We start from the raw sequence: 20,647 nt of genomic DNA, 5'->3' as shown, positions 1-20,647 counted from the left end.
GCGGGCAGCTCCTGAAAGCCATGAAACCGGCATATTTTGATAATGCCGGTTTTTTTGTTCAGTTTCAGCGCACGCTTGGAATTCGCATCTTTAGCTGTGCAAAAACTTGTACATCAATTTATATTTGTACAGTATTTTGTTCTCCGGTATCACACGCATGGCAAGCAGAAGCGCGGCGCTCAGCCTGTACACCTTGGCCATTCTGACCGCAATGGCGCTGCCCGCAAGCGCAGACTGGCGGCAATCGCTGTCATCGGCACACATGGCCGGTAGCGGCGAGTTCAGCTGGTTTGGCCTGCGTCTGTATACCGCCCGGCTTTGGCACAGTGGTTCCGCGTGGGACTGGAACGAGCCGTTCGCCCTCGAGTTGATTTATCACCGGTCGCTGTCCAGAGACACATTGGTACAGGCCAGCATGGATGAAATGCAACGCCTGGCTGATCGCCCAATGCCGGCAGAGACCCTGAATCGTTGGTCCCAGGCTATGCGTCAAGCCTTTGTGGATGTACGCCCGGGCATGCGCATCAGTGGCCTATACCTGCCTGGAAAAGGTTGCCGCTTCTACGTCGATGGCCAACTTGTCCAGGAAGTGAACGACCCCGCCTTTGCCCGTGCCTTCTTTGCCATCTGGCTCGACCCGCGGGCCCGCGATCCACAGCTGCGCCAGCGATTGCTTGGGTTGACCGAGCAGGATCAAGGAGACTGAAACATGCACAAACTATTGCTGTTGATCGCCTGCCTGCTGCTGGGTAGCTGCAAAGTCGGCGTTGAGCATTACGCCCAGGAACAGCCACAGTTGGATTTGGTGGAGTTTTTCTCGCGGCCCGTGCAAGCCTGGGGCATGTTCCAGAAACGTTCAGGGGAAGTCGTCAAACGCTTTCATGTACGGATCGACAGCCGTCTCGAAGGTGAACAGTTGATCCTTGACGAGCACTTTGTCTACAGCGACGGCACGCGCCAACAGCGAACCTGGGCACTCACCCCGAACGGCCCCGGGCGCTGGCGTGGCACTGCGGGAGACGTGATCGGTGAGGCCAGCGGAGAAGTGGCAGGTAACGCGTTGCGCTGGCGCTACCGCCTGGATCTACCCGTTGATGGCCGCCACTGGGAGGTGGACCTGGATGACTGGATGTACCGGATGGACGAAGACACCCTCATCAACCGCTCCAGCATGAGCAAGCTCGGTGTGGAGATTGGGCAGATAACCTTGTTCTTCCGCCGTCTTCCGGCCAGCAAAGAGTAGTGCCGACGATGCGACTGGGCTTGGTGCTGGGCGACCAGCTGTCCTTCGACTTGCCGGTGCTGCGTGCGCTGGACCCTCAGCGCGATATGTTGTTGATGGCAGAAGTGGACGGTGAAGCACGCTATGTCCCTCATCACCCGCAAAAAATCGTGTTTATTTTCAGTGCAATGCGCCATTTTGCTCATGCATTGCGCGAACGGGGCTGGCGTGTGCAGTACCAAACATTGGACACGCCAGGCAACAGCGGCTCTATCGCCGGCGAGCTAAAGCGCTGGCTGGTGTTACTGGGCGCAGACGAGGTGCATGTAACCGAATGTGGAGAGTGGCGCCTGGAGCAGGCTCTACGCGATGCCGCGTTGCCACTTGTCTGGCACCGCGACACCCGCTTCCTGTGCTCACGCGAAGCGTTCGCACGATGGGCCGAGGGCCGCAAACAGCTGCGCATGGAGCATTTCTACAGGGGGATGCGCAAACGCTGCAACCTGCTGCTGGAGCCTGACGGCAGCCCCGCCGGCGGTGCCTGGAACTTCGATGGAGCCAACCGCAAGTCATTGCCACGCGGCTTGCGCGGGGCAATACCCGCGCAGTTTACCCGCGACGCCATCACCACTTCGGTCATTGCACTGGTTCGTGAGCGTTTTACCGACCATTACGGCGCAATCGATGCCTTCGACTATCCCGTAACCCACGAAGAGGCGCGGCAGCTCTGGGAACACTTTCTGGAATTCGGCTTGGCAGCCTTTGGCGACTACCAGGATGCGATGGCCGAAGGTGAACCCTATGTGTTCCATGCCCGCATCAGTGCAGCACTGAATGTTGGCCTGCTGGATGTGCGTCAGTTGTGCGAGGATGTCGACGCAGCCTGGCGTGAGCGGCGTGTGCCACTCAATGCGGCAGAGGGTTTTATACGGCAGCTGATTGGCTGGCGGGAATATGTGCGGGGTATCTACTGGTTGCGCATGCCCGAATACGCGCAACTCAATTACCTGGGTAATGTGCGTACGCTCCCCGAGTTCTACTGGACAGGCCAGACGCGCATGCGCTGTATGGCCCAGGTGATTGGGCAGACACTGAAGCTGGGCTACGCGCACCATATCCAGCGCTTGATGGTCACCGGCAATTTCGCGTTACTGGCCGGCATTGCCCCACCGGCGATATGCGAATGGTACCTGGCCGTGTACATGGATGCCTTCGACTGGGTCGAATTACCCAATACGTTGGGCATGGTGATGCACGCAGACGGGGGTTACCTGGGCTCGAAACCGTATTGCGCCAGCGGCCGCTACATCCAGCGGATGTCCGATCATTGCAAGGCGTGCAGTTACAAGGTCGATCGCGTTGTGGAGGACGACGCTTGCCCGTTCAATGCGCTCTACTGGCATTTCCTTATCCGCCATCGCCCTTTGCTGTCTAGCAACCCCCGCCTGACGCTGGTTTATCGGGGGCTGGACAGCATGTCAGCCAGCCGACGCGACGCTGTCTGGCAACGTGGCCAGCAGCTAATGACGCACCTGGATGCCGGGGAGTCGATATGAAAAAACCGTTTCTACCCAGCAAAGTCTGCGCCGAGTGTGGCTTGCCTTTCACCTGGCGCAACCGGTGGGCCGGCTGCTGGGAACAAGTGCGTTACTGTTCCGAACGCTGCCGCCGCTCACGCCACACGTCACATTAACGCGCTACCCGCTCTGCCCCACCAGAGCGGCTGGCCCGGCTGACGACAGCTTTCCCGGCACGATCGAATGCGACAGCGCATCACCGATCAACGACCAGCCCTTGAGCATCAGGAAACAGGACAGGAACGCACACACGCCGCCCACCAGCATCGACACCCACATCGCATTGCGCATATAGCCATGGGCGAACGGCTCGATCAGCCCTTCGACGATGGTTTGGGTGGTAACACGTCACGGGTCGAGGTAAGTCGGAACCAGACCCTCTTCCCCGTTGAGCGAGTCGACATACAGCACACCGCCATAGTGCGCGCCGGTTTGTCGGACACGGGGCTCTCACTGAAAATGGCCGGAACAGCAGCGCGCCAAGCAGCGCACCGGCAAGGCGTCAGGGTCCGGAAAGGTGCTTGTATTGTTCGAACATCCGACACTTCCACGTCTTGCCAGAGGAAACGGCTAGGTTGACGGTATGGGCGCCGCTGTTTGAACCCGCACGACACGCACGGGTACTGCTGGCTTTAGTGCAACGAGTATGAATTGCTACCCTGCCGATCGCAAACAGGTCTACTGCCATTTCTCAATTCCCCCAAAGCCGCGTCAGGATGGTAGACTTCGCACCGGGTGCTAGCTGCATAACGCAGCAACGCAGGTTAAAGAACAGCGCAGGTCGGGCCGCCTTGCGGGGTTACTTGTGCCTATGCAAAAAATTCGAATTCCCCTTGCCCAACAACTGGCCCGTCGCGCGTTCGCCACGCTTGAGCGCTTCCTGCATGTCGAGGCCGTAAGTGGTTTCGTTCTGCTCATCGCCGCCCTGGCTGCACTCGCCTGGGCAAACTCTTCACTCGCTGATAGCTATGATGCGCTCTGGCACACACCGCTCACGTTCGGTGTGGGTTCGATGGTCTTCTCGCAATCCCTGCACTTCTGGATCAATGATGGCCTGATGACCATTTTCTTCCTGGTGGTCGGCATGGAGATCCGCCGGGAAATCCACGAAGGCGCACTGGCAAGCCTGCGCCAAGCCACCCTACCCATGGCGGCAGCCGTTGGCGGCGTGGTTGTACCTGCCCTGATCTACCTGGCGTTCGCTCATGCACCCCAAGAACAGAACGGCTGGGCGGTCCCCACGGCGACCGACATCGCCTTCGCGGTTGGCGTGCTCGCCTTGCTTGGCAAATCGATCCCGTCCAACGTGCGTATCTTCCTGCTGGCACTTGCGATCATCGACGACATCATCGCGGTGCTGATCATTGCAATCTTCTATTCGGGCGGCCTGGACTACGCAGGCTTTGGTGTTGCCATCATCGGCATCCTGCTGGTTGTCGGGCTGCAGAAGATCGGCGTTGGCTCGGCCTACGCTTACGTGATTCCGGGCGCAATTACCTGGCTCGGCGTGCTGATGACCGGCGCCCACCCCACACTGGCGGGTGTGGTGCTTGGGCTCATGACACCCGTTCGCTCAGCGCCCATGGGTGAGCGCCCTGTGGATGCCGTCAAACGGTTTTCCAACGACCTGTTCGGCACCGCAAAAGCGCCAGAGCAGGACAGCAGCAACCTGATTGACCCACTGAAACGCCTGCGGTTTGCCCAGCGTGAAATGGTACCGCCTGTGGTGCGGGTCCAGAGTGCACTGCACCCCTGGGTCGCCTTCGTGATAATGCCCCTGTTCGCGCTGGCCAATGCCGGGGTCGGGCTGTCTGGAGTAGACCTGTCCTCCGAAGGGCCATACCACGTCATGCTCGCTGTCACCCTGGCACTTGTCCTGGGCAAGCCCTTGGGCATCGTCGGCATCAGCTGGCTAATGGTGCGCCTGGGTTGGTGTGAGCTGCCCAAGGGTGTCACCTGGAGTGGCATTACCTTGATCGGCTTGCTGGCAGGTATCGGTTTCACCATGTCGATCTTTATTGCCAACCTTGCCTTTGTCGACCCTGGCGCACTGGGTGCGGCCAAGCTCGGCATTCTTACCGGCTCGCTCATTGCTGCAACAGTCGGGCTGTTGTGGGGCGCAGTCAGTGTTAGAAAAGCCGCCAGCCCACTGAACGCCAGCTAGCCTGCAAAGTACCGCTTGCGGGCCACGCTGCGTCTCGGCAGCCCGCAAGTCAGGCTCTCGGTTTTACATCTCGACCTGGGTGCCCAGTTCAATCACCCGGTTCAACGGCAATTTGAAATATTTCAGGTTACTGTTGGCATTCTTCAGCAAGAACGCGAACAGGTGCTCGCGCCACTTGGCCATGCCGATCCGCTTGGTCGGTACCACGGTTTCCCGGCTGAGGAAGTAGGTGGTGCGCATGGGGCTGAAGTCCAGTTCGGCTGCGCCGCACTGGCTCAACGCGAGCGGTACGTCTGGCTCTTCCATGAAGCCGAAGTGCAGGCTTACCCGGAAGAACCCATCGCCGAAATCTTCGATCTCGAAGCGCTCGCCCACGCTGACCCGCGGCGAATCCTCTGATACCACCGTCAACAGCACCACTTGCTCATGCAGTACCTGGTTGTGCAGCAGGTTATGCAGCAGTGCATGGGGCACGGCATCAGTGCGGGCCGTCAGGAACACCGCAGTACCCTGTACCCGATGCGGCGGCTGTGCCTGCACACTGGCAATGAAGAGGTCCAGCGGCAATGCTGACTCGTCCAGCCGATCGAAGATGATCGAGCGCCCGCGCTTCCAGGTAGTCATGAGCACGAACAGGGCCAGACCGGCAATCACCGGGAAGGCGCCACCCTGAAGAATCTTCGGTGCGTTGGCCGCGAAGTACAGACCATCCACCAGCAAGAAGCCCAACAACAGCGGAATCGCCAACCAGCGCGGCGTCTTCCACAGCAACAGCACCACCGCCGAGGCCAGCAGCGTGGTGATTAGCATGGTACCCGTCACCGCCACACCGTAAGCGGCGGCCAACGCGCTGGAAGACTCGAAACCGACCACCAGCAGCACCACACCCACCATCAGCGCCCAATTGACCATGCCGATGTAGATCTGCCCCTGCTCTTCACTGGAGGTGTGCTGGATGAACATACGCGGCACATAGCCCAACTGGATAGCCTGCCGCGTCAGCGAGAAGGCACCGGAAATCACCGCCTGCGAGGCGATGATGGTGGCCAGGGTGGCCAACCCGACCATCGGCAATAGCGCCCACTCGGGGGCCAGCAGATAGAACGGGTTACGCACTGCCGTTGGGTCGTTGAGGATCAACGCGCCTTGGCCGAAGTAATTGAGCACAAGGCCTGGCAACACCAACATGAACCAGGCCCGGGAAATTGGCTTGCGGCCGAAATGCCCCATGTCGGCATACAGTGCCTCGGCCCCCGTCAGGGCCAGTACCACCGCGCCCAGTATCGCCACGCCCACACCCGGATGAGCGACGAAGAAGTGCACGGCCCATGCAGGGCTGAGCGCTTGCAGCACTTCGGGCCGTTGAGCGATTCCATAAACGCCAAGCGCGCCCAGCACCACGAACCACAGCACCATCACCGGCCCAAACAGTATGCCGATACGCGCCGTGCCATGCTTCTGGATCACGAACAGCCCGACCAGCACCACCACCGAGATCGGTACCACCCAGTGATCAATGCCATCGATGCCCAGTTGCAAGCCTTCGACCGCCGACAGCACAGAAATGGCCGGGGTGATCATGCTGTCACCATAGAACAGCGCCGCGCCGAACAGACCCAACAGCACCAGCACCCTGCTCAGGACTGGATAAGGCCGCGCCGCCCGCCTGGCCAGCGCAGTCAGTGCCATGATCCCGCCTTCGCCCTGGTTGCTAGCACGCAGGATGAACAGCACATATTTGACAGACACCACCCAGATCAGCGACCAGAACACCAGCGAGAGGATGCCCAGTACCCCTTCAATGTTGGCCTGCACGCCGAAATGGCCGTTGAACACTTCCTTGAGGGTGTACAACGGGCTGGTACCGATGTCGCCGTAGACCACGCCAACGGCAGCGACCAGCAGGCCGACGCCCGTGCTCTTGCCAGCGTGGGATTGATTTTCAGCAGTTGCGGTTTGGCTCACAGATAACGTCTCGTCTGTTTTGCGTAAATTCTGGCGTAGGTAGGAATTCGGGTGCTTGAAAAAGCTGCGCCAGTATCGGCCCTGGCCGTGATCCAGCGCATAAAGAATGCGTAAAAAAACCGTCGGCCGCCTCACCGTCCGCGTAAAAGAACAGCCGCCTTCACCCGCTGGCTGCCGGGGCGAAGAGCCCTTGGTTATTTTTTCATTTTGCTGCATCCAAGTGGCCTTCCCGTGGGTATTACCCAAGGGCAACACATCCTTGCCCTGCCAATCCCCCACCAGGAGATCACTCGATGAACATCACTCATGTCTCGTTTCTGCTTGCCTCTGGCCTGGTACTGGCCATGGTGCTGCCAGCCGCGCACGCCCAGACCGGAGTGCCCGATGCCGTAAAGGTGCCAAGCGGCTACAAAGTGGCGCTAGAAACCGTCGGCGTTGGCGAAATCACCTACGAATGCCGCGACAAAGCCGAGGCGCCCGGGCAGGCCGAATGGGCATTTGTTGGCCCTAGGGCCGTGCTCAATGATCGCAAAGGCAAACCTGTGGGGGACTATTTCGGCCCGCCCGCCACCTGGCAGGCGAAGGATGGCTCAAAGATAACCGGCACCCAATTGGCCATCGCCCCAGCGGCCAAGGGCGACCTGCCGTATCAACTGGTCAAGGCAAACCCCGCCGATGGCAAAGGTGCCATGAGTGGCATCAGCTTCGTCCAGCGCCTGGCCACACGTGGCGGCGTTGCACCACAAAGCGCCTGTACAGCGCAAAACAAGGGTGAGAAGCAGATCGTCAAATACCAGGCCGACTACATCTTCTGGGCCGCCAACTGAGGGCCGGGCGTACGAGCGTGCCGCCAGCCTTCAGCTACGCTCATGAGCACCCCCGGCCAGCCGGCCGGGGTATTTCTGCCAGCAGAAGGAACGCACCGGTTTGAACCTGCCTACGACGCCGTTCGACTTCCAGCGTTGCCTCGAGGCCTGTGCCATGGGCGAACGCAGCGCCTTGCAGGCGCTTTATGACCAGGAAGGTGCCCGGCTGCTTGGTGTAGCACGGCGCATCGCCCGTGACGATGCCATGGCCGAAGACATAGTCCATGATGCCTTCATCCGCATCTGGACCCGCGCCGCCACCTTCGACCCCGCGCGCGGTTCGGCAAGGGGCTGGATTTACAGCCTGACGCGGCACCTGGCACTGAATTTCATACGTGATACCCGTCGAGAAACCGTGCTGGACGATGTCGCCATTGATGCCATGGCGGCAATGGCACCCGAACACAATGACATGGCATTGCTGGCTGACTCGGCAAAGGTTCACCGTTGCCTCGATCAACTTGAGCCTGCTCCTCGCACGTGCATCCTGCATGCCTATGTCGACGGCTGCAGCCATGCCGAAATCGCCCACCTGCTCGGTAGCCCGCTGGGCACGGTCAAGGCCTGGATCAGACGTAGCCTGAAAGCGCTGCGGGAGTGCATGGAATGACGACCGAACCCGGCGCCGAAAACTTTGATGACCTCGACCAGCTGGCCGGGGAGTATGTGCTGGGCACATTATCGGCCGAACAGCATGCCGTGGTGGTCCGGCGCCTGGGCACCGACCGCGCATTACGCGATGCGGTAGACGCATGGGAGAACCGGTTGCTGGAGCTGAACACGCTGGCCACGCCCCAGCCGCCCAGCAGCAGGTTGTGGCAGCGGATCGAGCGCAGCCTGGGTGACCGCCCTGCCCGCCCTTCGTGGTGGCAACGCCTGGGGTTGTGGCAAGGTTTGGCCGCCACGAGTCTGGCCGCGAGCGTATTGCTGGCCCTGGCGTTAGTGACTGCGCAACCTCCGACAACCACCTACCTGGTGGTGCTCGTAGCGCCCACCACCCAGGCACCTGGCTGGGTGATCCAGGCCCGTGACACACACCAGATTCAGCTCATCCCCCTGGGCAAAACCGAGGTGCCGCCGGACAAAGTCTTGCAGTTCTGGACCAAGGGCGATCAATGGAAAGCGCCCGTCTCCCTTGGCCTGATCAGGCCTGGGCAACAGACCGACGTGCCGCTCGACAAGCTGCCTGCGTTGGAGCCCAATCAACTCTTCGAGCTGACGCTGGAGAAGCTGGGCGGTTCCCCAACAGGGCGGCCGACTGGCCCGGTGCAATTCATTGGGCGCGCGGTGAAAGTAATCTGAGGCGCCTGAAGACCCGACGCTCGGCCTGGCATACCCTCACTCACAGGTTGGTCTGGTCCTTGCTACGTAAGTGCCAAGCCGACGGTGATCGGTACCCACAATCACACTCCCGCTTTGGCGTTATCCGAATACTGCAACCACCGTCCGGTAACTGCAGACCCCTCGGGCCAGAACGGTGCAGCCATGATTGCCTGTGTAACGAGAGGTGACAATGATCATCAACGATACAAGCCTTGCGAGTGGTGAATGCTTCAGTGAGTTGCAACTGTTCACCGAACAGAACCAGTTATTCCTGCATTACGACCTGGACAACGTGCGCAGCAGTGTCGGGCGGATATTCAAACCCCATGAGCTGTCCGCCGTTCGCACTGGCGAGACGGTAGCGGCAAGCATGCACCATGTGGTCCGTGGGGGCCTGTCACTGGGGCGCCTGGAGTATGCGACGGAGGTCAATATCGACCCAGGGCGGCTTGAGGATTTCTACCTGGTCCAGATCCCCATCCACGGTGGCGCGACCATCCTCTGCGAAGGCATGGAGTTCGAATCCTCTCCCTTGGTAGCCTCGCTGCTGTCACCCAGCCTGCCGGCGCGCATGCGTTGGCAAGGTGGTGCGCCGCAACTGACACTGCGTATCGAACAGGCCGACATGGCCTACCACTGCCGCCAGCACATCCCACAAGCCAGCCAGCGCCTGCCGCGTTTCGACCCGCGCCTGGACTTCTCGCGCCCGGGCGCCGCCTACTTCCTGCAACTGCTCAACACCCTGGTCACCGCCATCGGCAGCCCGGAACACCCGCTGCACCAACCGCTGGTGCTCAAGCAATTTGAATCGGCACTGCTCAATTCGCTGCTGTATGGCCAGCCCCACAGTGCGCTGGACAACCTCGACCGCCCGGCAGAAAGCACTGTCTCGCCCTACTTCATCAAGCGCACCGAGGCCTTTATCCGAGAACACCTGCACGAGCCGCTCAGCGTCGAGTCGCTGGCCGAACAGGCTGGCGTCAGTGTGCGCACCTTGTTCGCGGGCTTTCGCACCTTCCGCAATACCAGCCCGATGGCCTACCTGCGCGAATTGCGCCTCGAACAGGTGCATGAGGAGCTGGCGCGCAACGAGCAGGCTTCAGTGACCGATGTGGCGTTCAAATGGGGTTTCGCCCACTTGGGGCGGTTCGCTCAGGAGTACAAACGTCGCTATGGGGAACTGCCCTCGGCGACCCGACGGTTTCGAGCGTCCTGAGGGGACGGCGCGGTTGCCTCAGCGCAATCGCGCCAGTGTAGCGGATGGCGACTCACCGAACGCCTTGCGATAATCGCTGGCAAAGCGACCCAAATGACTGAAGCCCCACTCCAGCGCCACACTGGAGACACTGGCCGAGGCTCCGCCATTCAACAGCGCACTGCGCGCCGCTGCCAACCGATGATGCTTCAGGTAGGCCATGGGTGTCAGCCCATGATGGCGGCGAAAAGCCTCGTAGAGTTTTTCTCGCGACACCCCCGCGACCTGCTCCAGATCATCCAGGCGCAAGGTTTCGCGGGCATGCTGGTGAAGAAACTGGCGGGCACGCACCAGATACTCTGGAACGCGCTCCATTGCGCCCGGCTCCAGCTCCGCCGAATAGTTGCTCGGCTGGGCCAGCAGCAGGCCCCGAATCAGCAGGCATTCCATGTCGCGCGCCAGACGCGGCTGACCGTACAGCGCGCTCATCTGCGGCCAGTGCTCCAGCACCTGCCGGATGCTCAACCACCAGGCGGCCACCGCCGCGCACCCGGTATCCATTTCTGCACGAAAACGGATTGGCTCGGCCAGCGGCCGCTGCAACAAGGCTTCGGCCACTTCCTCAAGGGCCTGCCGGCGGATCACCACCTGAAGTTTCTCGCAGTCCCCTCCCAGCTCCAGCGAATGGGCTTCGAGGGGTGACACCACCAGGCCGCATGCTGCGTCGGATCGCACCTGGTCCCGCCCGCTGCGCAGGCGCTGCCGCCCGCGCAGAGGCAGGCTGATGCTGTAGGCATCGAGGGAGCGGATATCGATGTTCACCTCCGTGCCGTAGGCGATACGCCCAAGTACCGTGCCCAACGCCGGCAGGCGCGTGCCCAGGTGGCTGAAGCACAGCTGCTCCGGGTGCCGGGAGCGCAACTGGTGCGGGCCGCAGATCTCGCTCATCCATTGCTGGGCCAGGCCCAGTTCGGCACAGCGATTGTGCAGCGTGGCAGCGACGCTGTGCATGGGCATCTCCCGTCAAAACAATGGTCTGGCTCAATTGTCCGGCGCAGTACGGCCTCGCCACTATCCATTTTCTGCAGCTATTTGCAACCGTGTCATCCACGCACTGCAACGCCGGAAAAAATGGCTGATCAACGCCCATTAAGTGGCTAGAGCGAATGTGCTGCCAGCGCTTCAATCGTGCACACAACCCCAACAATGAGGACACGCCTGATGAGCGCCCGCAGCCTGACCCAATGGCAAACCTACGTCCAGGGTTGCCTGGACTTTCGCCCCGTCGAGGGGGTCTATCGCGTCGCCCGCGATATCTTCACCGAGCCAGAACTGTTCGACCTGGAGATGGAGCTGATTTTCGAGAAGCAGTGGATCTACGCCTGCCACGAAAGTGAAATCGCCAAGCCCAACGACTTCATCACCCTGCGCGCCGGCCGCCAGCCGATGATCATCACCCGTGACGGCAACGGCGAGCTGCATGCGCTGATCAATGCCTGCCAGCACCGCGGCGCCACCCTCACCCGCCAAGGCGCGGGCAACCAATCCACCTTCACCTGCCCGTTCCATGCCTGGTGCTACAAGAGCGATGGCCGGCTGGTCAAGGTCAAGGCCCCCGGCGAATACCCGGAAGGTTTCGACAAGGCCACCCGAGGCCTGCGCAAGGCGCGTATCCAGAGCTACAAGGGCTTCGTCTTCATCAGCCTCGACAGCAACGCCAACGACTCGCTGGAAGACTTCCTGGGTGATGCACGGATCTTCTTCGACATGATGGTCGCCCAGTCGCCCACCGGCGAACTCGAAGTGCTACCCGGCAAATCGACCTACACCTACGACGGCAACTGGAAGCTGCAGAACGAGAACGGCCTGGACGGTTATCACGTGTCCACCGTGCACTACAACTACGTGTCTACCGTGCAGCACCGCCAGCAGGTCAACGCGGAAAAAGGCGGCAGCGGCAGCACCCTGGACTACAGCAAGCTGGGCGCTGGTGATGCCGAGACCGACGACGGCTGGTTTACCTTCCACAACGGCCACAGCCTGCTGTTCAGCGACATGCCCAACCCCGCCGTACGCCCCGGTTACGACAGCGTCATGCCGAGGCTGGTCGAGGAATACGGGCAGACTCGCGCCGAATGGATGATGCACCGCCTGCGCAACCTCAATATCTACCCGAGCCTGTTCTTCATGGACCAGATCAGCTCGCAGCTGCGCATCGTCCGCCCGGTGGCCTGGAACAAGACCGAGGTCATCAGCCAGTGCATCGGAGTCAAGGGCGAGTCCGCTGCCGACCGGCGCAACCGGATTCGCCAGTTCGAGGACTTCTTCAACGTCTCGGGCATGGGCACGCCAGACGACCTGGTGGAGTTCCGCGAGCAGCAGCGCGGTTTCCAGGCCCGCCTGGAACGCTGGAGCGACATCTCGCGAGGCCATCACCGCTGGGCAGACGGCCCCACGCCCAACAGCGAGGCGCTGGGCATTCAACCGGTGCTGACTGGCCGCGAATTCACCCACGAAGGGCTCTACGTCAACCAGCACGGCACCTGGCAGCGTCTGCTGCTCGAAGGCCTGGCCCGCCGCGCGCTGCAACTCAAGGAGGTTCAGGCATGAACATCACCCAGCACTACGCCATCGAACAATTCCTGATCCGCAAGGCCGAACTCTGCGACGCCCAGGACTGGGACGCCTATCTGGAGCTGTTCGATGCAGACAGCGAATTCCACCTGCCGCAGTGGATCAGCGAGCACCGCTATGTAGAAGACCCGGACCAGGGCCTGTCGTACATCTACTACGCCGACCGCTCCGGCCTGGAAGACCGGGTATTCCGCCTGCGCACTGGCAAGTCCGCAGCTTCCACGCCGCTACCTCGCACCTTGCATCAGGTCAGCAACCTGCGGCTGCGTATGCTGGGCGACAACGAATTCGAAGCACGCGTGGCCTGGCACACCCTGTACACCCGTCAGGGCCAGCAGAGCAGTTTCTTCGGCCACTGCACCTATCGCCTGCGACAGACCGGCGAAACGTTCCGCATTCGCCGCAAGCATGTACTGCTGCTCAACGACACCATCGATTCCGTGCTCGACTTCTACCACCTCTGAGGGCCGCCAGCATGACCCATAACGTTGCCCTCAGCTTCGCCGACGGCAAGACCTTCTTCATTGCCGTCAAGCCCGGCGAACTGCTGCTCGACGCTGCACTGCGCCAAGGCATCAGCCTGCCGCTGGACTGCCGCGAAGGCGTCTGCGGCACCTGCCAGGGCCGCTGCGAGGCCGGTCGCTATGAGCAGGACTACGTCGACGACGAGGCCCTGAGCCCCCACGACCTGGCCCAACGCAAGGTACTGGCCTGCCAGACCCGCGTGCAGTCCGATGCCACCTTCTACTTCGACCACGATTCCAGCCATTGCCATGCTGGAGAACCCCTGCTGCTGCGCAGCCGCGTAACCGATGTGGAGCTGGTATCGGCCAGCACCGCCATCCTGCACCTGGATGCCAGCGAGCAGCCAGACACCCTGCACTTCCTGCCCGGCCAGTATGCCCGCTTGCAAGTGCCCGGCACCGATCAATGCCGTGCCTATTCATTCGCCAACAGGCCAAACCCTGGTAACCAGCTGCAGTTCCTGATTCGCCTGCTGCCAGACGGTGTGATGAGCAACTTCCTGCGCGAGCACTGCACGCCCGGCATGGAAATGCTGCTGGAGGCGCCGCTGGGCAGTTTCTACCTGCGTCAGGTGGAACGGCCGTTGGTGATGGTGGCGGGCGGTACTGGCCTGTCGGCGTTCCTCGGCATGCTCGACGAGATTGCCGAGCGCGGTGACTGCGGCTACCCGATCCAGCTGTTCTACGGTGTCAACCAGGAAGCCGACCTGTGCGAAACCGCGCGCCTGGAGGCCCTGCGCGCGCGTATTCCCGGCTTTGAGTTCACCCCCGTGGTCAGCCAGCCCGGCGCCAGCTGGACCGGAAGGCGCGGTTACATTCATGAGCACTTCGACCGTGAGCGACTGGTTGCCACGCCGTTCGACATGTACCTGTGCGGCCCGCCCCCCATGGTCGAAGCCGTGAAAAACTGGGTCACCGAGCAGGCCTCGGCCGGGGTGCAGGTTTACGCCGAGAAGTTCCTGCAAAGCGCCAGCCGGCGCTAACCCTGAAATAACGGCACAACAGAGGTAAACACAATGAGCCTGGGCATTTCTTGGAATGCCCGGGCTCAATGCATTCCGGGGGCACGCTCTGCTGTGCCACGCACTCTTCAAAAAAAAGGCCTGCCAAATGGGCAGGCCAAACCTTCATCAAGAGGCGAACACCGCCTCGATCAGAAGTGGTGGATATAGCGCACCTGCAACCGCGATCCGTCCGGGCGGTTTTCCACGTCCTGCTCGAAATAGGCGTTGAACACGAGGTGATCGTCCTTGGAAAAGCTGTACATCGCACCCGGCCCGATTGCCCAGACCTTTTCCCGGCGCCCAGAGACTTCATGGCCATCTACCCGGGTGTCACTGATCTGCTTGAGCCAGTACCCGTTGATGCCCAGGCGCAGTTGCGGGGTGACCGCATACTCGGTAGCGAAGTTGGCGTGCAGCGCCTGGCCAGCCTGAATATCGTCGGCATCGCCAAAGCCGTAGTTGGGGTCGTGGTTCTTGAAGTTGTAGAGGTAATGCGCACGCACCGAGGCGGTCCAGTCGGGGGTGAACCAATAGGTCGCCGCCCAGTAGGGGTTGAAAGAAACCGCATTGTTGCCGGGGTTGATGTCCTTCTTGTCGCTGTACTCGCCGGTGGGCAGGTTGACCTGCAATTCGATGCGGTGGACAAAGCGTGGGCCGTCCGGCCCCATGATCGGGTCGAACTGGATGAACGGCCCGATCAGCCAGTCACCCACCCCGCCCTGGTCCTTCAGGGCCGCGTTGTTCAAACCGTCATCGACTTTCATCCGGGTGACGATAGGCAACACCGTGTTCAGGCCCAGGCTGGCGTTGCCAACGCGCAGCTCAGACAGGTAACTGACCTGCGTCACCGCCACCTGATAGTCCAGCTGGGTCTTCGGCAAGCCCAGCTTGTCGCCGTTCTTGTCTACCAGCCGGTTCGCGCTGTAGTTCTGGAAGTACTGTTGCAGGTACCAGCCCGGCCCCGCCGGCAGGCCGCCGTCGAGAAAGCTGGTCAGGCCCAGGTTGACCACCGGCAGGTCATACGCTTGGGCCGCACCACTGCCCAGCGCAAGGGCGCAGGCCAGGTAACGGATGTTATTCATGCAAGGCTCCGAATGTTGTTTTTGGTGGCAGGAGACTCAACGGCCGAGTTCGGGGTGCGCGACGGCGACCCGGTACTGCCCGGCATGGAAGACCAGCGGTTCTCCGCCGCTGTATCGGTAGTGCTCGATTTCACCGAGGAAGATCAGGTGATCGCCGCCCTCGTACTGGGTGACGTTGCGGCACACCAGGGTAGCGATGGCACCGTCGAGCAGCGGCACGCCGGCGGTGGCCTCGACATGCTCGATGCCAGCGAACTTGTCTGACGAAGGCCGCGCAAAGTGCCCGGACAAACCGTGCTGGTCGCTGCCCAGCACATTGATGGCGAAATGGCTGGCGGCCAGGAAGTCGCTCACACTCGGCGCCGTGCGCGCCAGGCTCCAGAGCACCAGCGGCGGCTCCAGCGACACCGAGGAAAACGAATTGGCGGTCATCCCCACCTTGCGACCGTCGCTCGCCCGGGTGGTGACCACCGTAACCCCCGTGGCGAACTGCCCAAGCAGGTTGCGCAGGGCCCGTGGCTCGCTGCTGTCGGCGGCGATCAGATTGTCAGGCAAATGCATTGCGTTCATGCTCATGGCTCCTCAGGCTGCCTGCTGGCACAGCTTGTCAACAAAGGCCTGGCAGGCCTGGGCATCGAACCACCAGGGAGCAAACTGCCGCGGGTCATCGAAGTTGTTGGCGATGATCGAGGCCAGCGCCTGGGACTTGCTGGCAGCGCCGAGCAGTTTCAGCAGGTGCTCGGGGGGCGGCAGCAGCATGCTGTTGGTCCAGCCGACCACGTGCTGGGCGTAGTCCCAGTAACGCTCGAAGGTCTGCACCATCCATTGCGGGGTGAACGCCTGGTCGCCATGAGCAACGATGGCATCGAGGTAGACCTTGCTGCACTTGGCAGCGTTGTTGGAGCCCTGGCCGGTAATCGGGTCGTTGACCACCAGGGCATCGGCCATGCCGAACACCGGCAGGCCTGACGGCAGCTCCAGCACCGGCTTGCGCACCATCGGCGTAAAACGTCCGGCCAGCACACCTCCCGCATCGGTCAGCTCTAAATTGCGGCAACGCTCGGCCTCCCAAGGCACATAGCGGCGAACAATTTCCAGGCTGCGCTGCAAGTGCTGCTCGGGGCTCTGCACGTCTTGCCAGCAGTCCATCGGCCCGCCAGGCACGCCTTCGAACACCATGATTTCGCACGGCCCGCTCAAGGTCAGCGCCGGGAACACGAAGTACTCGCCTACGCCGGGGATCAGGTTGAAGGCCACCCGCGAATAGGGCGACATCGGCGTCATGCCTTTCACGTAGGTCAGCGCCAACGCCCGCTGCGGCTGGCTGAAGCAGGTGCGCTCGGCATCCTTGGGGAACAGGTTGACGATCTCGCCCTTGCCCGCCGCCAGCAGCACCAGGTCGTGGCTGACAGCCAACGCTTCCAGCTCTTTGACACCGACGTCCTGGATGGTCAACTCGCCGCCACGGCGGACGAACTCATCCATCCACACCGGCATCTTCAGGCGCTGGTCCACGGCTTGGGCGTAGCGTTCGAGGCGCGCACTCCAGTCAATCGCCTTGCTGCCCGGCTGTTCAGGGTGCGGGACGCTGAGGCCGATGCCTTCCACGGCGGGGCATTGTTCTTCCCAGAAGTTGAGGCCCAGGTCCCGTTCGGTCTGCAAGGCGGTGTTGAACATGCACTGGCTGGACATCACCTTGCCGGTACGAATCTGTTCAGCGGTGCGGTTGGTGGTAATGCTCACCTGGTAGCCCTGGGCAAGCAGCCCGAGCCCCAGTTGCAGGCCGGCCTGGCCGGCCCCGACGATAGCGATGCGACGCATGGAGTAACTCCCATTGTAGGATTGTTTTTGTGAAAAACAGCGCGCTTGGTGCGCGCTGGAAACACGCTTTCGCCAGCCTTATTCGGCCAGCCTTGGAATGGCCGGAACATTGCGCTCCGGCCCCATTACCGAGTAGCCACCGTCCACCGCGTAGTCAGCACCCGTGACGAAACTGGCCGCTGGCGAGCAAAGGAAGGCCACCACCTGGGCCACCTCGGCGGGGTCACCAAGGCGCCCCAGCAGGTGATAGTCGGCGGCCACCTGGTCGGCCTTGTTGCGATCACCGCCGCTGACCTCGGCGATGACCCGCGACCAGGTCCAGCCCGGCGACACCGAATTGACCCGGATGCCGTCGCCGGCCAGGTCCATGGCCATGCAGCGGGTCAACTGCTTGATGGCCGCCTTGGACACCGGGTACAGCCAGCGCCCGGTCTGCGCGCAGCCAGCGGAAATCGAGGCGAAATTGACCACCACCCCGCTGTTGGCCCTCAGCTCGTCGTGCAGTGCACGCACCAGCTGCACCGCCGACACCAGGTTGATGTCCAGGGCCCGCAGCCATTCTGCCCGGTCAGAAGCCAAGCCTTGGTCGAGGTAGCTGCAAGCCAGGTTGATCACCATGTCGACCCGGCCCCAGCACTGCTTCACTGTGCCGACCGCCTGCTCGATGGCCGCATCGTCGGTCAGGTCCAGCGGCACAAACAGACATGCCTCAGCAAGACTTGACGCTACGTCGGCACCTTTCGGGTCGATATCCAACAGTGCCACCCGTGCCCCCGCAGCCACCAATACCTCCGCCACCGCCGCTCCGATCAGGGTCGCACCGCCACTGATCACCGCCACCTTACCTGCCAGGTTCATGCTCATGGCTCAACCCTCGATCGGTAGGTTGGCGCTACTGGCCCAACCCGGCATCAGGGTGTTGGACGGCAGCGTCTCGTCGAGCAGTTTGTGCGCAGTCTGCACACCGGCCACTGGTAGGCCGCTAGGGTCGAGCAAGCCGATTTGCACCAGTACGCTGGCCTGGTCCCAGTAGATATGTTCGTGGTAGAGCTTCGGCCCGCGGAACTTGACCACACCTAACATCGGGATCTCGACAAACCGCCCTGTGGGTGCCACGCCCGGCAGCATCCAGTCGATTTCCTGATCGTGGGTGAAGCTCATGATGAACTCGTCGACGATCTGCGACGCACCGACAGTGCGCGAGATCGGCGTCAGTGCCATGTCCTTCGGGTTGCCATGCACGAAGTGGTAACGGTAGAACCGCGCCAGCTCGCGATAGCCGACACCACCTGTCATGGTCGGGATATGGTTGACGTAAGGCTGGGGGACCATGGTTGCCATGGTCGCCGGCACGTCGCGGGTAGCGAACTCGTGGCGGACATGTTCATCCCACAGCGCCGACAGGTTGTAGTCCGGCCCGATGGTACGGCGCAGCGCTGCGATGCTGCGTTCATGGGCGAGCAAGGCCGAGGGTTTGTGGTAGTGGTCGCTTGCTGGACGGGCGAACGCATGGTCGACACCCGGATAGACATAGGCCTCGGTGCCGGGCTTCTGATGCAGTGCGCGGATGATCGTTTCGCGGGCATCGGCCTGGCAGAACTGATCCTGTTCGGCAAAATGCAGCACCAGCCGGCCTGTCAGGCCTTCCAGTTCATGCAGCGCGTTCTCGATACCCACACCGTAGTAACCCACGGCGCAGGCCACTTCGGGCAAGCGGCACGCCGCCAGATAGGCAAGCTTGCCGCCGAGGCAATAGCCGACCACACCGAGGCCATCCGCGCTGCAAGCCTCCATGCTGCGCAGATGCCGCAGGCTGGCGGCAATATCGCGTACACCCAGTGCCTCGTCGAATGCCTGATACAGGGCGAAGGCACGCTGAAAATCCGCTTCGGTATAGCCCAGGTCCACGCCTGGCTCCTGGCGCCAATACAGGTCTGGCACCAGCACCGTATAGCCTTCTTGCGCCAGGTGGTCAGCCACCTCGCGCATGGCCGCGTTAACACCGAAGATTTCCTGGCACAGCACCACGCCCGGGCCATGGCCATCGATCGACGTGGCCAGGTAGGCCTGGAAGTGCTCGCCGGAATCGGCAGCGAGGGTAATGTATTGGCCCTTCATTGTTATGTCTCCAGTCGCGGGGGGATGGAGACATATTCAGGCGCTGGAAATCAAAGGGCTGTCCGGGAGGTGCGTGAATTATCCGTTGAGTGCGGGAAATTCGGCTAGGCAGTCAAGTGGCGTGCATCATCGCCGTCGCGCATCCCTGCGCACAGCCTGTGGAGGCACACCAAACCCACGCATGAACACCTCACGCAGATGCCGGCGGTCCCTGAACCCGGTCTCTCTGGCTACGACATCCAGGCTGTGGCGGCTCTGCTCGATCATCAAACGGGCTGCCTCCAGCCGCAGGCGCTCAACGGCCTTGGCGGGTGACTCACCGGTCTCAGCGGTGAATACACGGGTGAATTGCCTCGGGCTCAGGTGCACCACATCGGCAAGTTCCTCCACACTCAACGGGCGGCTGAGGTGTTTGCGGGCGTAATCCAGCGCGCTCTGGATACGGTCCGACTTGGGCGAGAGCGATAACAGTTCGGAATGCTGGGATTGCCCACCAGAGCGGCGTTGGTGCATGACCATCTTGTGCGCCACCGACCTTGCCAGGTCGGTGCCCAGGTCTTTTTCGACCATGCCCAGCGCCATGTCCAGAGCGGCGGTCATGCCGGCGGACGTCCATACCGGCCCGTCAACAATGAAAATCCGGTCTTCCTCGACGTCGATCTTCGGGTGCAACTCACGCAGCTTGTTTGCATAAGCCCAGTGGGTGGTGGCGCGCCGGCCATCCAGCACACCGGCCTGCGCCAACACGAAGCAGCCGGTACAAAGGCCTGCGGTGCGACGCGCACCGTCGACGAATCCACGCACGCTGGCAAGTACCTCTTCACTGGGGGGCGTGAGCGGGGTCAGCGTACCGGCGACCATCCAGGTGTCGGCCAGGCCCGGCGCGCTCAATGTCAACGTGTCGATATGCATCCCCAGGGAAGAACGCACCGTGCCACCCCCGATGGAAAAATTCTCGATCCTGTAAACCGCTTCGCCCGCTACGATATTGGCGAATTCGAATACGGTTTGTGTAGCCAGGGACATGACCTGGAAGCCTTCGGGTATCAGGTAGCCGACCCGGTGCATGATTGAAGCCCTCTTTGCGATGTCCTGAAAACGTACCATATACGTCATTTAAGTCAAAACACACATTCTGCATGATGACTCCAC

General features: G+C 61.7%; 21 protein-coding genes. 12 read left to right on the top strand and 9 right to left on the bottom strand.

Annotated elements, in window-relative coordinates; genetic code table 11:
* Window positions 1-157 precede the first annotated feature (157 nt).
* Genes APH36_RS20485 through APH36_RS31045 form a run of 4 tightly spaced genes read left to right on the top strand, consistent with a single transcriptional unit; the run spans window position 158 to window position 2,915 of the window.
* Window positions 158-706, top strand: a complete 549-nt coding sequence (locus APH36_RS20485) for a chalcone isomerase family protein (protein WP_060500054.1) — start codon at window positions 158-160, stop codon at window positions 704-706.
* A gap of 3 nt (window positions 707-709) precedes the next feature.
* Window positions 710-1,243, top strand: coding sequence for a DUF3833 domain-containing protein (locus APH36_RS20480; protein WP_060500053.1), 534 nt, complete (start codon window positions 710-712; stop codon window positions 1,241-1,243).
* A gap of 8 nt (window positions 1,244-1,251) precedes the next feature.
* Entirely contained in the window at window positions 1,252-2,778 is a 1,527-nt protein-coding gene (locus tag APH36_RS20475) for a cryptochrome/photolyase family protein (protein ID WP_060500052.1), read from the top strand.
* Entirely contained in the window at window positions 2,775-2,915 is a 141-nt protein-coding gene (locus APH36_RS31045) for a DUF2256 domain-containing protein (protein WP_082426427.1), read from the top strand. The genes APH36_RS20475 and APH36_RS31045 overlap by 4 nt, the downstream gene beginning before the upstream one ends.
* 4 nt (window positions 2,916-2,919) lie before the next feature.
* Here APH36_RS31045 and APH36_RS31040 read toward each other — a convergent pair whose 3' ends face one another.
* A complete protein-coding gene (locus APH36_RS31040) occupies window positions 2,920-3,090 on the bottom strand; it encodes a metal ABC transporter permease (protein WP_198035904.1) in 171 nt (56 codons plus the stop codon).
* A 520-nt stretch (window positions 3,091-3,610) separates the two neighbouring features.
* Between APH36_RS31040 and nhaA the strand changes: the two genes are divergently transcribed.
* Window positions 3,611-4,963 carry a Na+/H+ antiporter NhaA gene (gene nhaA / locus APH36_RS20470; protein ID WP_060500051.1) on the top strand — a complete coding sequence of 451 codons (1,353 nt, stop codon included), beginning with the start codon at window positions 3,611-3,613 and terminating at the stop codon, window positions 4,961-4,963.
* Window positions 4,964-5,026: 63 nt separating this feature from the next.
* Here nhaA and APH36_RS20465 read toward each other — a convergent pair whose 3' ends face one another.
* Window positions 5,027-6,928, bottom strand: a complete 1,902-nt coding sequence (locus APH36_RS20465; RefSeq protein ID WP_060500050.1) for a potassium transporter Kup — start codon at window positions 6,926-6,928, stop codon at window positions 5,027-5,029.
* 293 nt (window positions 6,929-7,221) lie between these two features.
* On the opposite strand from APH36_RS20465, the gene APH36_RS20460 reads away from it, so the two are divergent.
* The 4 genes from APH36_RS20460 to APH36_RS20445 all read left to right on the top strand — a co-directional run bounded on the left by APH36_RS20460 (window position 7,222) and on the right by APH36_RS20445 (window position 10,333).
* A complete protein-coding gene (locus APH36_RS20460) occupies window positions 7,222-7,755 on the top strand; it encodes a DUF3455 domain-containing protein (protein WP_060500049.1) in 534 nt (177 codons plus the stop codon).
* Window positions 7,756-7,855: 100 nt separating this feature from the next.
* Window positions 7,856-8,404, top strand: coding sequence for a sigma-70 family RNA polymerase sigma factor (locus APH36_RS20455; RefSeq protein WP_060500048.1), 549 nt, complete (start codon window positions 7,856-7,858; stop codon window positions 8,402-8,404).
* Window positions 8,401-9,096: an anti-sigma factor domain-containing protein gene (locus APH36_RS20450; RefSeq protein WP_060500047.1), complete on the top strand. Its 696-nt coding sequence runs from the start codon at window positions 8,401-8,403 to the stop codon at window positions 9,094-9,096. The genes APH36_RS20455 and APH36_RS20450 overlap by 4 nt, the downstream gene beginning before the upstream one ends.
* A gap of 211 nt (window positions 9,097-9,307) precedes the next feature.
* Window positions 9,308-10,333: an AraC family transcriptional regulator gene (locus APH36_RS20445; protein ID WP_060500046.1), complete on the top strand. Its 1,026-nt coding sequence runs from the start codon at window positions 9,308-9,310 to the stop codon at window positions 10,331-10,333.
* An 18-nt stretch (window positions 10,334-10,351) separates the two neighbouring features.
* Here the strand turns inward: APH36_RS20445 and APH36_RS20440 are convergent, their stop codons facing one another.
* The gene (locus tag APH36_RS20440) at window positions 10,352-11,323 is read right to left on the bottom strand and encodes an AraC family transcriptional regulator (protein ID WP_060500045.1); all 972 of its coding nucleotides are present in this window, start codon (window positions 11,321-11,323) and stop codon (window positions 10,352-10,354) included.
* A 210-nt stretch (window positions 11,324-11,533) separates the two neighbouring features.
* On the opposite strand from APH36_RS20440, the gene antA reads away from it, so the two are divergent.
* Genes antA through antC form a run of 3 tightly spaced genes read left to right on the top strand, consistent with a single transcriptional unit; the run spans window position 11,534 to window position 14,453 of the window.
* Window positions 11,534-12,922 carry an anthranilate 1,2-dioxygenase large subunit gene (antA, locus tag APH36_RS20435; protein ID WP_164524474.1) on the top strand — a complete coding sequence of 463 codons (1,389 nt, stop codon included), beginning with the start codon at window positions 11,534-11,536 and terminating at the stop codon, window positions 12,920-12,922.
* Window positions 12,919-13,410, top strand: coding sequence for an anthranilate 1,2-dioxygenase small subunit (gene antB, locus APH36_RS20430; RefSeq protein ID WP_060500043.1), 492 nt, complete (start codon window positions 12,919-12,921; stop codon window positions 13,408-13,410). Before antA ends, antB begins: the two co-directional genes overlap by 4 nt.
* An 11-nt stretch (window positions 13,411-13,421) precedes the next feature.
* Complete coding sequence (gene antC / locus APH36_RS20425; RefSeq protein ID WP_060500042.1) at window positions 13,422-14,453, top strand: anthranilate 1,2-dioxygenase electron transfer component AntC; 1,032 nt, start codon at window positions 13,422-13,424, stop codon at window positions 14,451-14,453.
* Window positions 14,454-14,623: 170 nt separating this feature from the next.
* On the opposite strand, the gene APH36_RS20420 is transcribed toward antC, so the two are convergent.
* The 6 genes from APH36_RS20420 to APH36_RS20395 form a co-directional block, all read right to left on the bottom strand.
* Window positions 14,624-15,556 carry a transporter gene (locus APH36_RS20420; protein WP_060500041.1) on the bottom strand — a complete coding sequence of 311 codons (933 nt, stop codon included), beginning with the start codon at window positions 15,554-15,556 and terminating at the stop codon, window positions 14,624-14,626.
* 36 nt (window positions 15,557-15,592) lie between these two features.
* A complete protein-coding gene (locus APH36_RS20415; RefSeq protein ID WP_104834937.1) occupies window positions 15,593-16,126 on the bottom strand; it encodes a flavin reductase family protein in 534 nt (177 codons plus the stop codon).
* A 12-nt stretch (window positions 16,127-16,138) separates the two neighbouring features.
* The gene (locus APH36_RS20410; RefSeq protein ID WP_060500039.1) at window positions 16,139-17,377 is read right to left on the bottom strand and encodes a styrene monooxygenase/indole monooxygenase family protein; all 1,239 of its coding nucleotides are present in this window, start codon (window positions 17,375-17,377) and stop codon (window positions 16,139-16,141) included.
* A gap of 78 nt (window positions 17,378-17,455) precedes the next feature.
* Window positions 17,456-18,241, bottom strand: a complete 786-nt coding sequence (locus APH36_RS20405; protein WP_060500038.1) for an SDR family oxidoreductase — start codon at window positions 18,239-18,241, stop codon at window positions 17,456-17,458.
* A 3-nt stretch (window positions 18,242-18,244) separates the two neighbouring features.
* Window positions 18,245-19,495 carry a dienelactone hydrolase family protein gene (locus tag APH36_RS20400; protein WP_060500037.1) on the bottom strand — a complete coding sequence of 417 codons (1,251 nt, stop codon included), beginning with the start codon at window positions 19,493-19,495 and terminating at the stop codon, window positions 18,245-18,247.
* A gap of 126 nt (window positions 19,496-19,621) precedes the next feature.
* Window positions 19,622-20,563 carry a GlxA family transcriptional regulator gene (locus APH36_RS20395; RefSeq protein ID WP_060500036.1) on the bottom strand — a complete coding sequence of 314 codons (942 nt, stop codon included), beginning with the start codon at window positions 20,561-20,563 and terminating at the stop codon, window positions 19,622-19,624.
* Window positions 20,564-20,647: the final 84 nt, after the last annotated feature.

The organism is Pseudomonas sp. NBRC 111133 (assembly GCF_001320605.1).
Lineage (GTDB): Bacteria > Pseudomonadota > Gammaproteobacteria > Pseudomonadales > Pseudomonadaceae > Aquipseudomonas > Aquipseudomonas monteilii.
The sequence above is the reverse complement of the archived record's forward strand: the minus strand, read 5'-3'. Positions and strand labels throughout refer to the sequence as shown.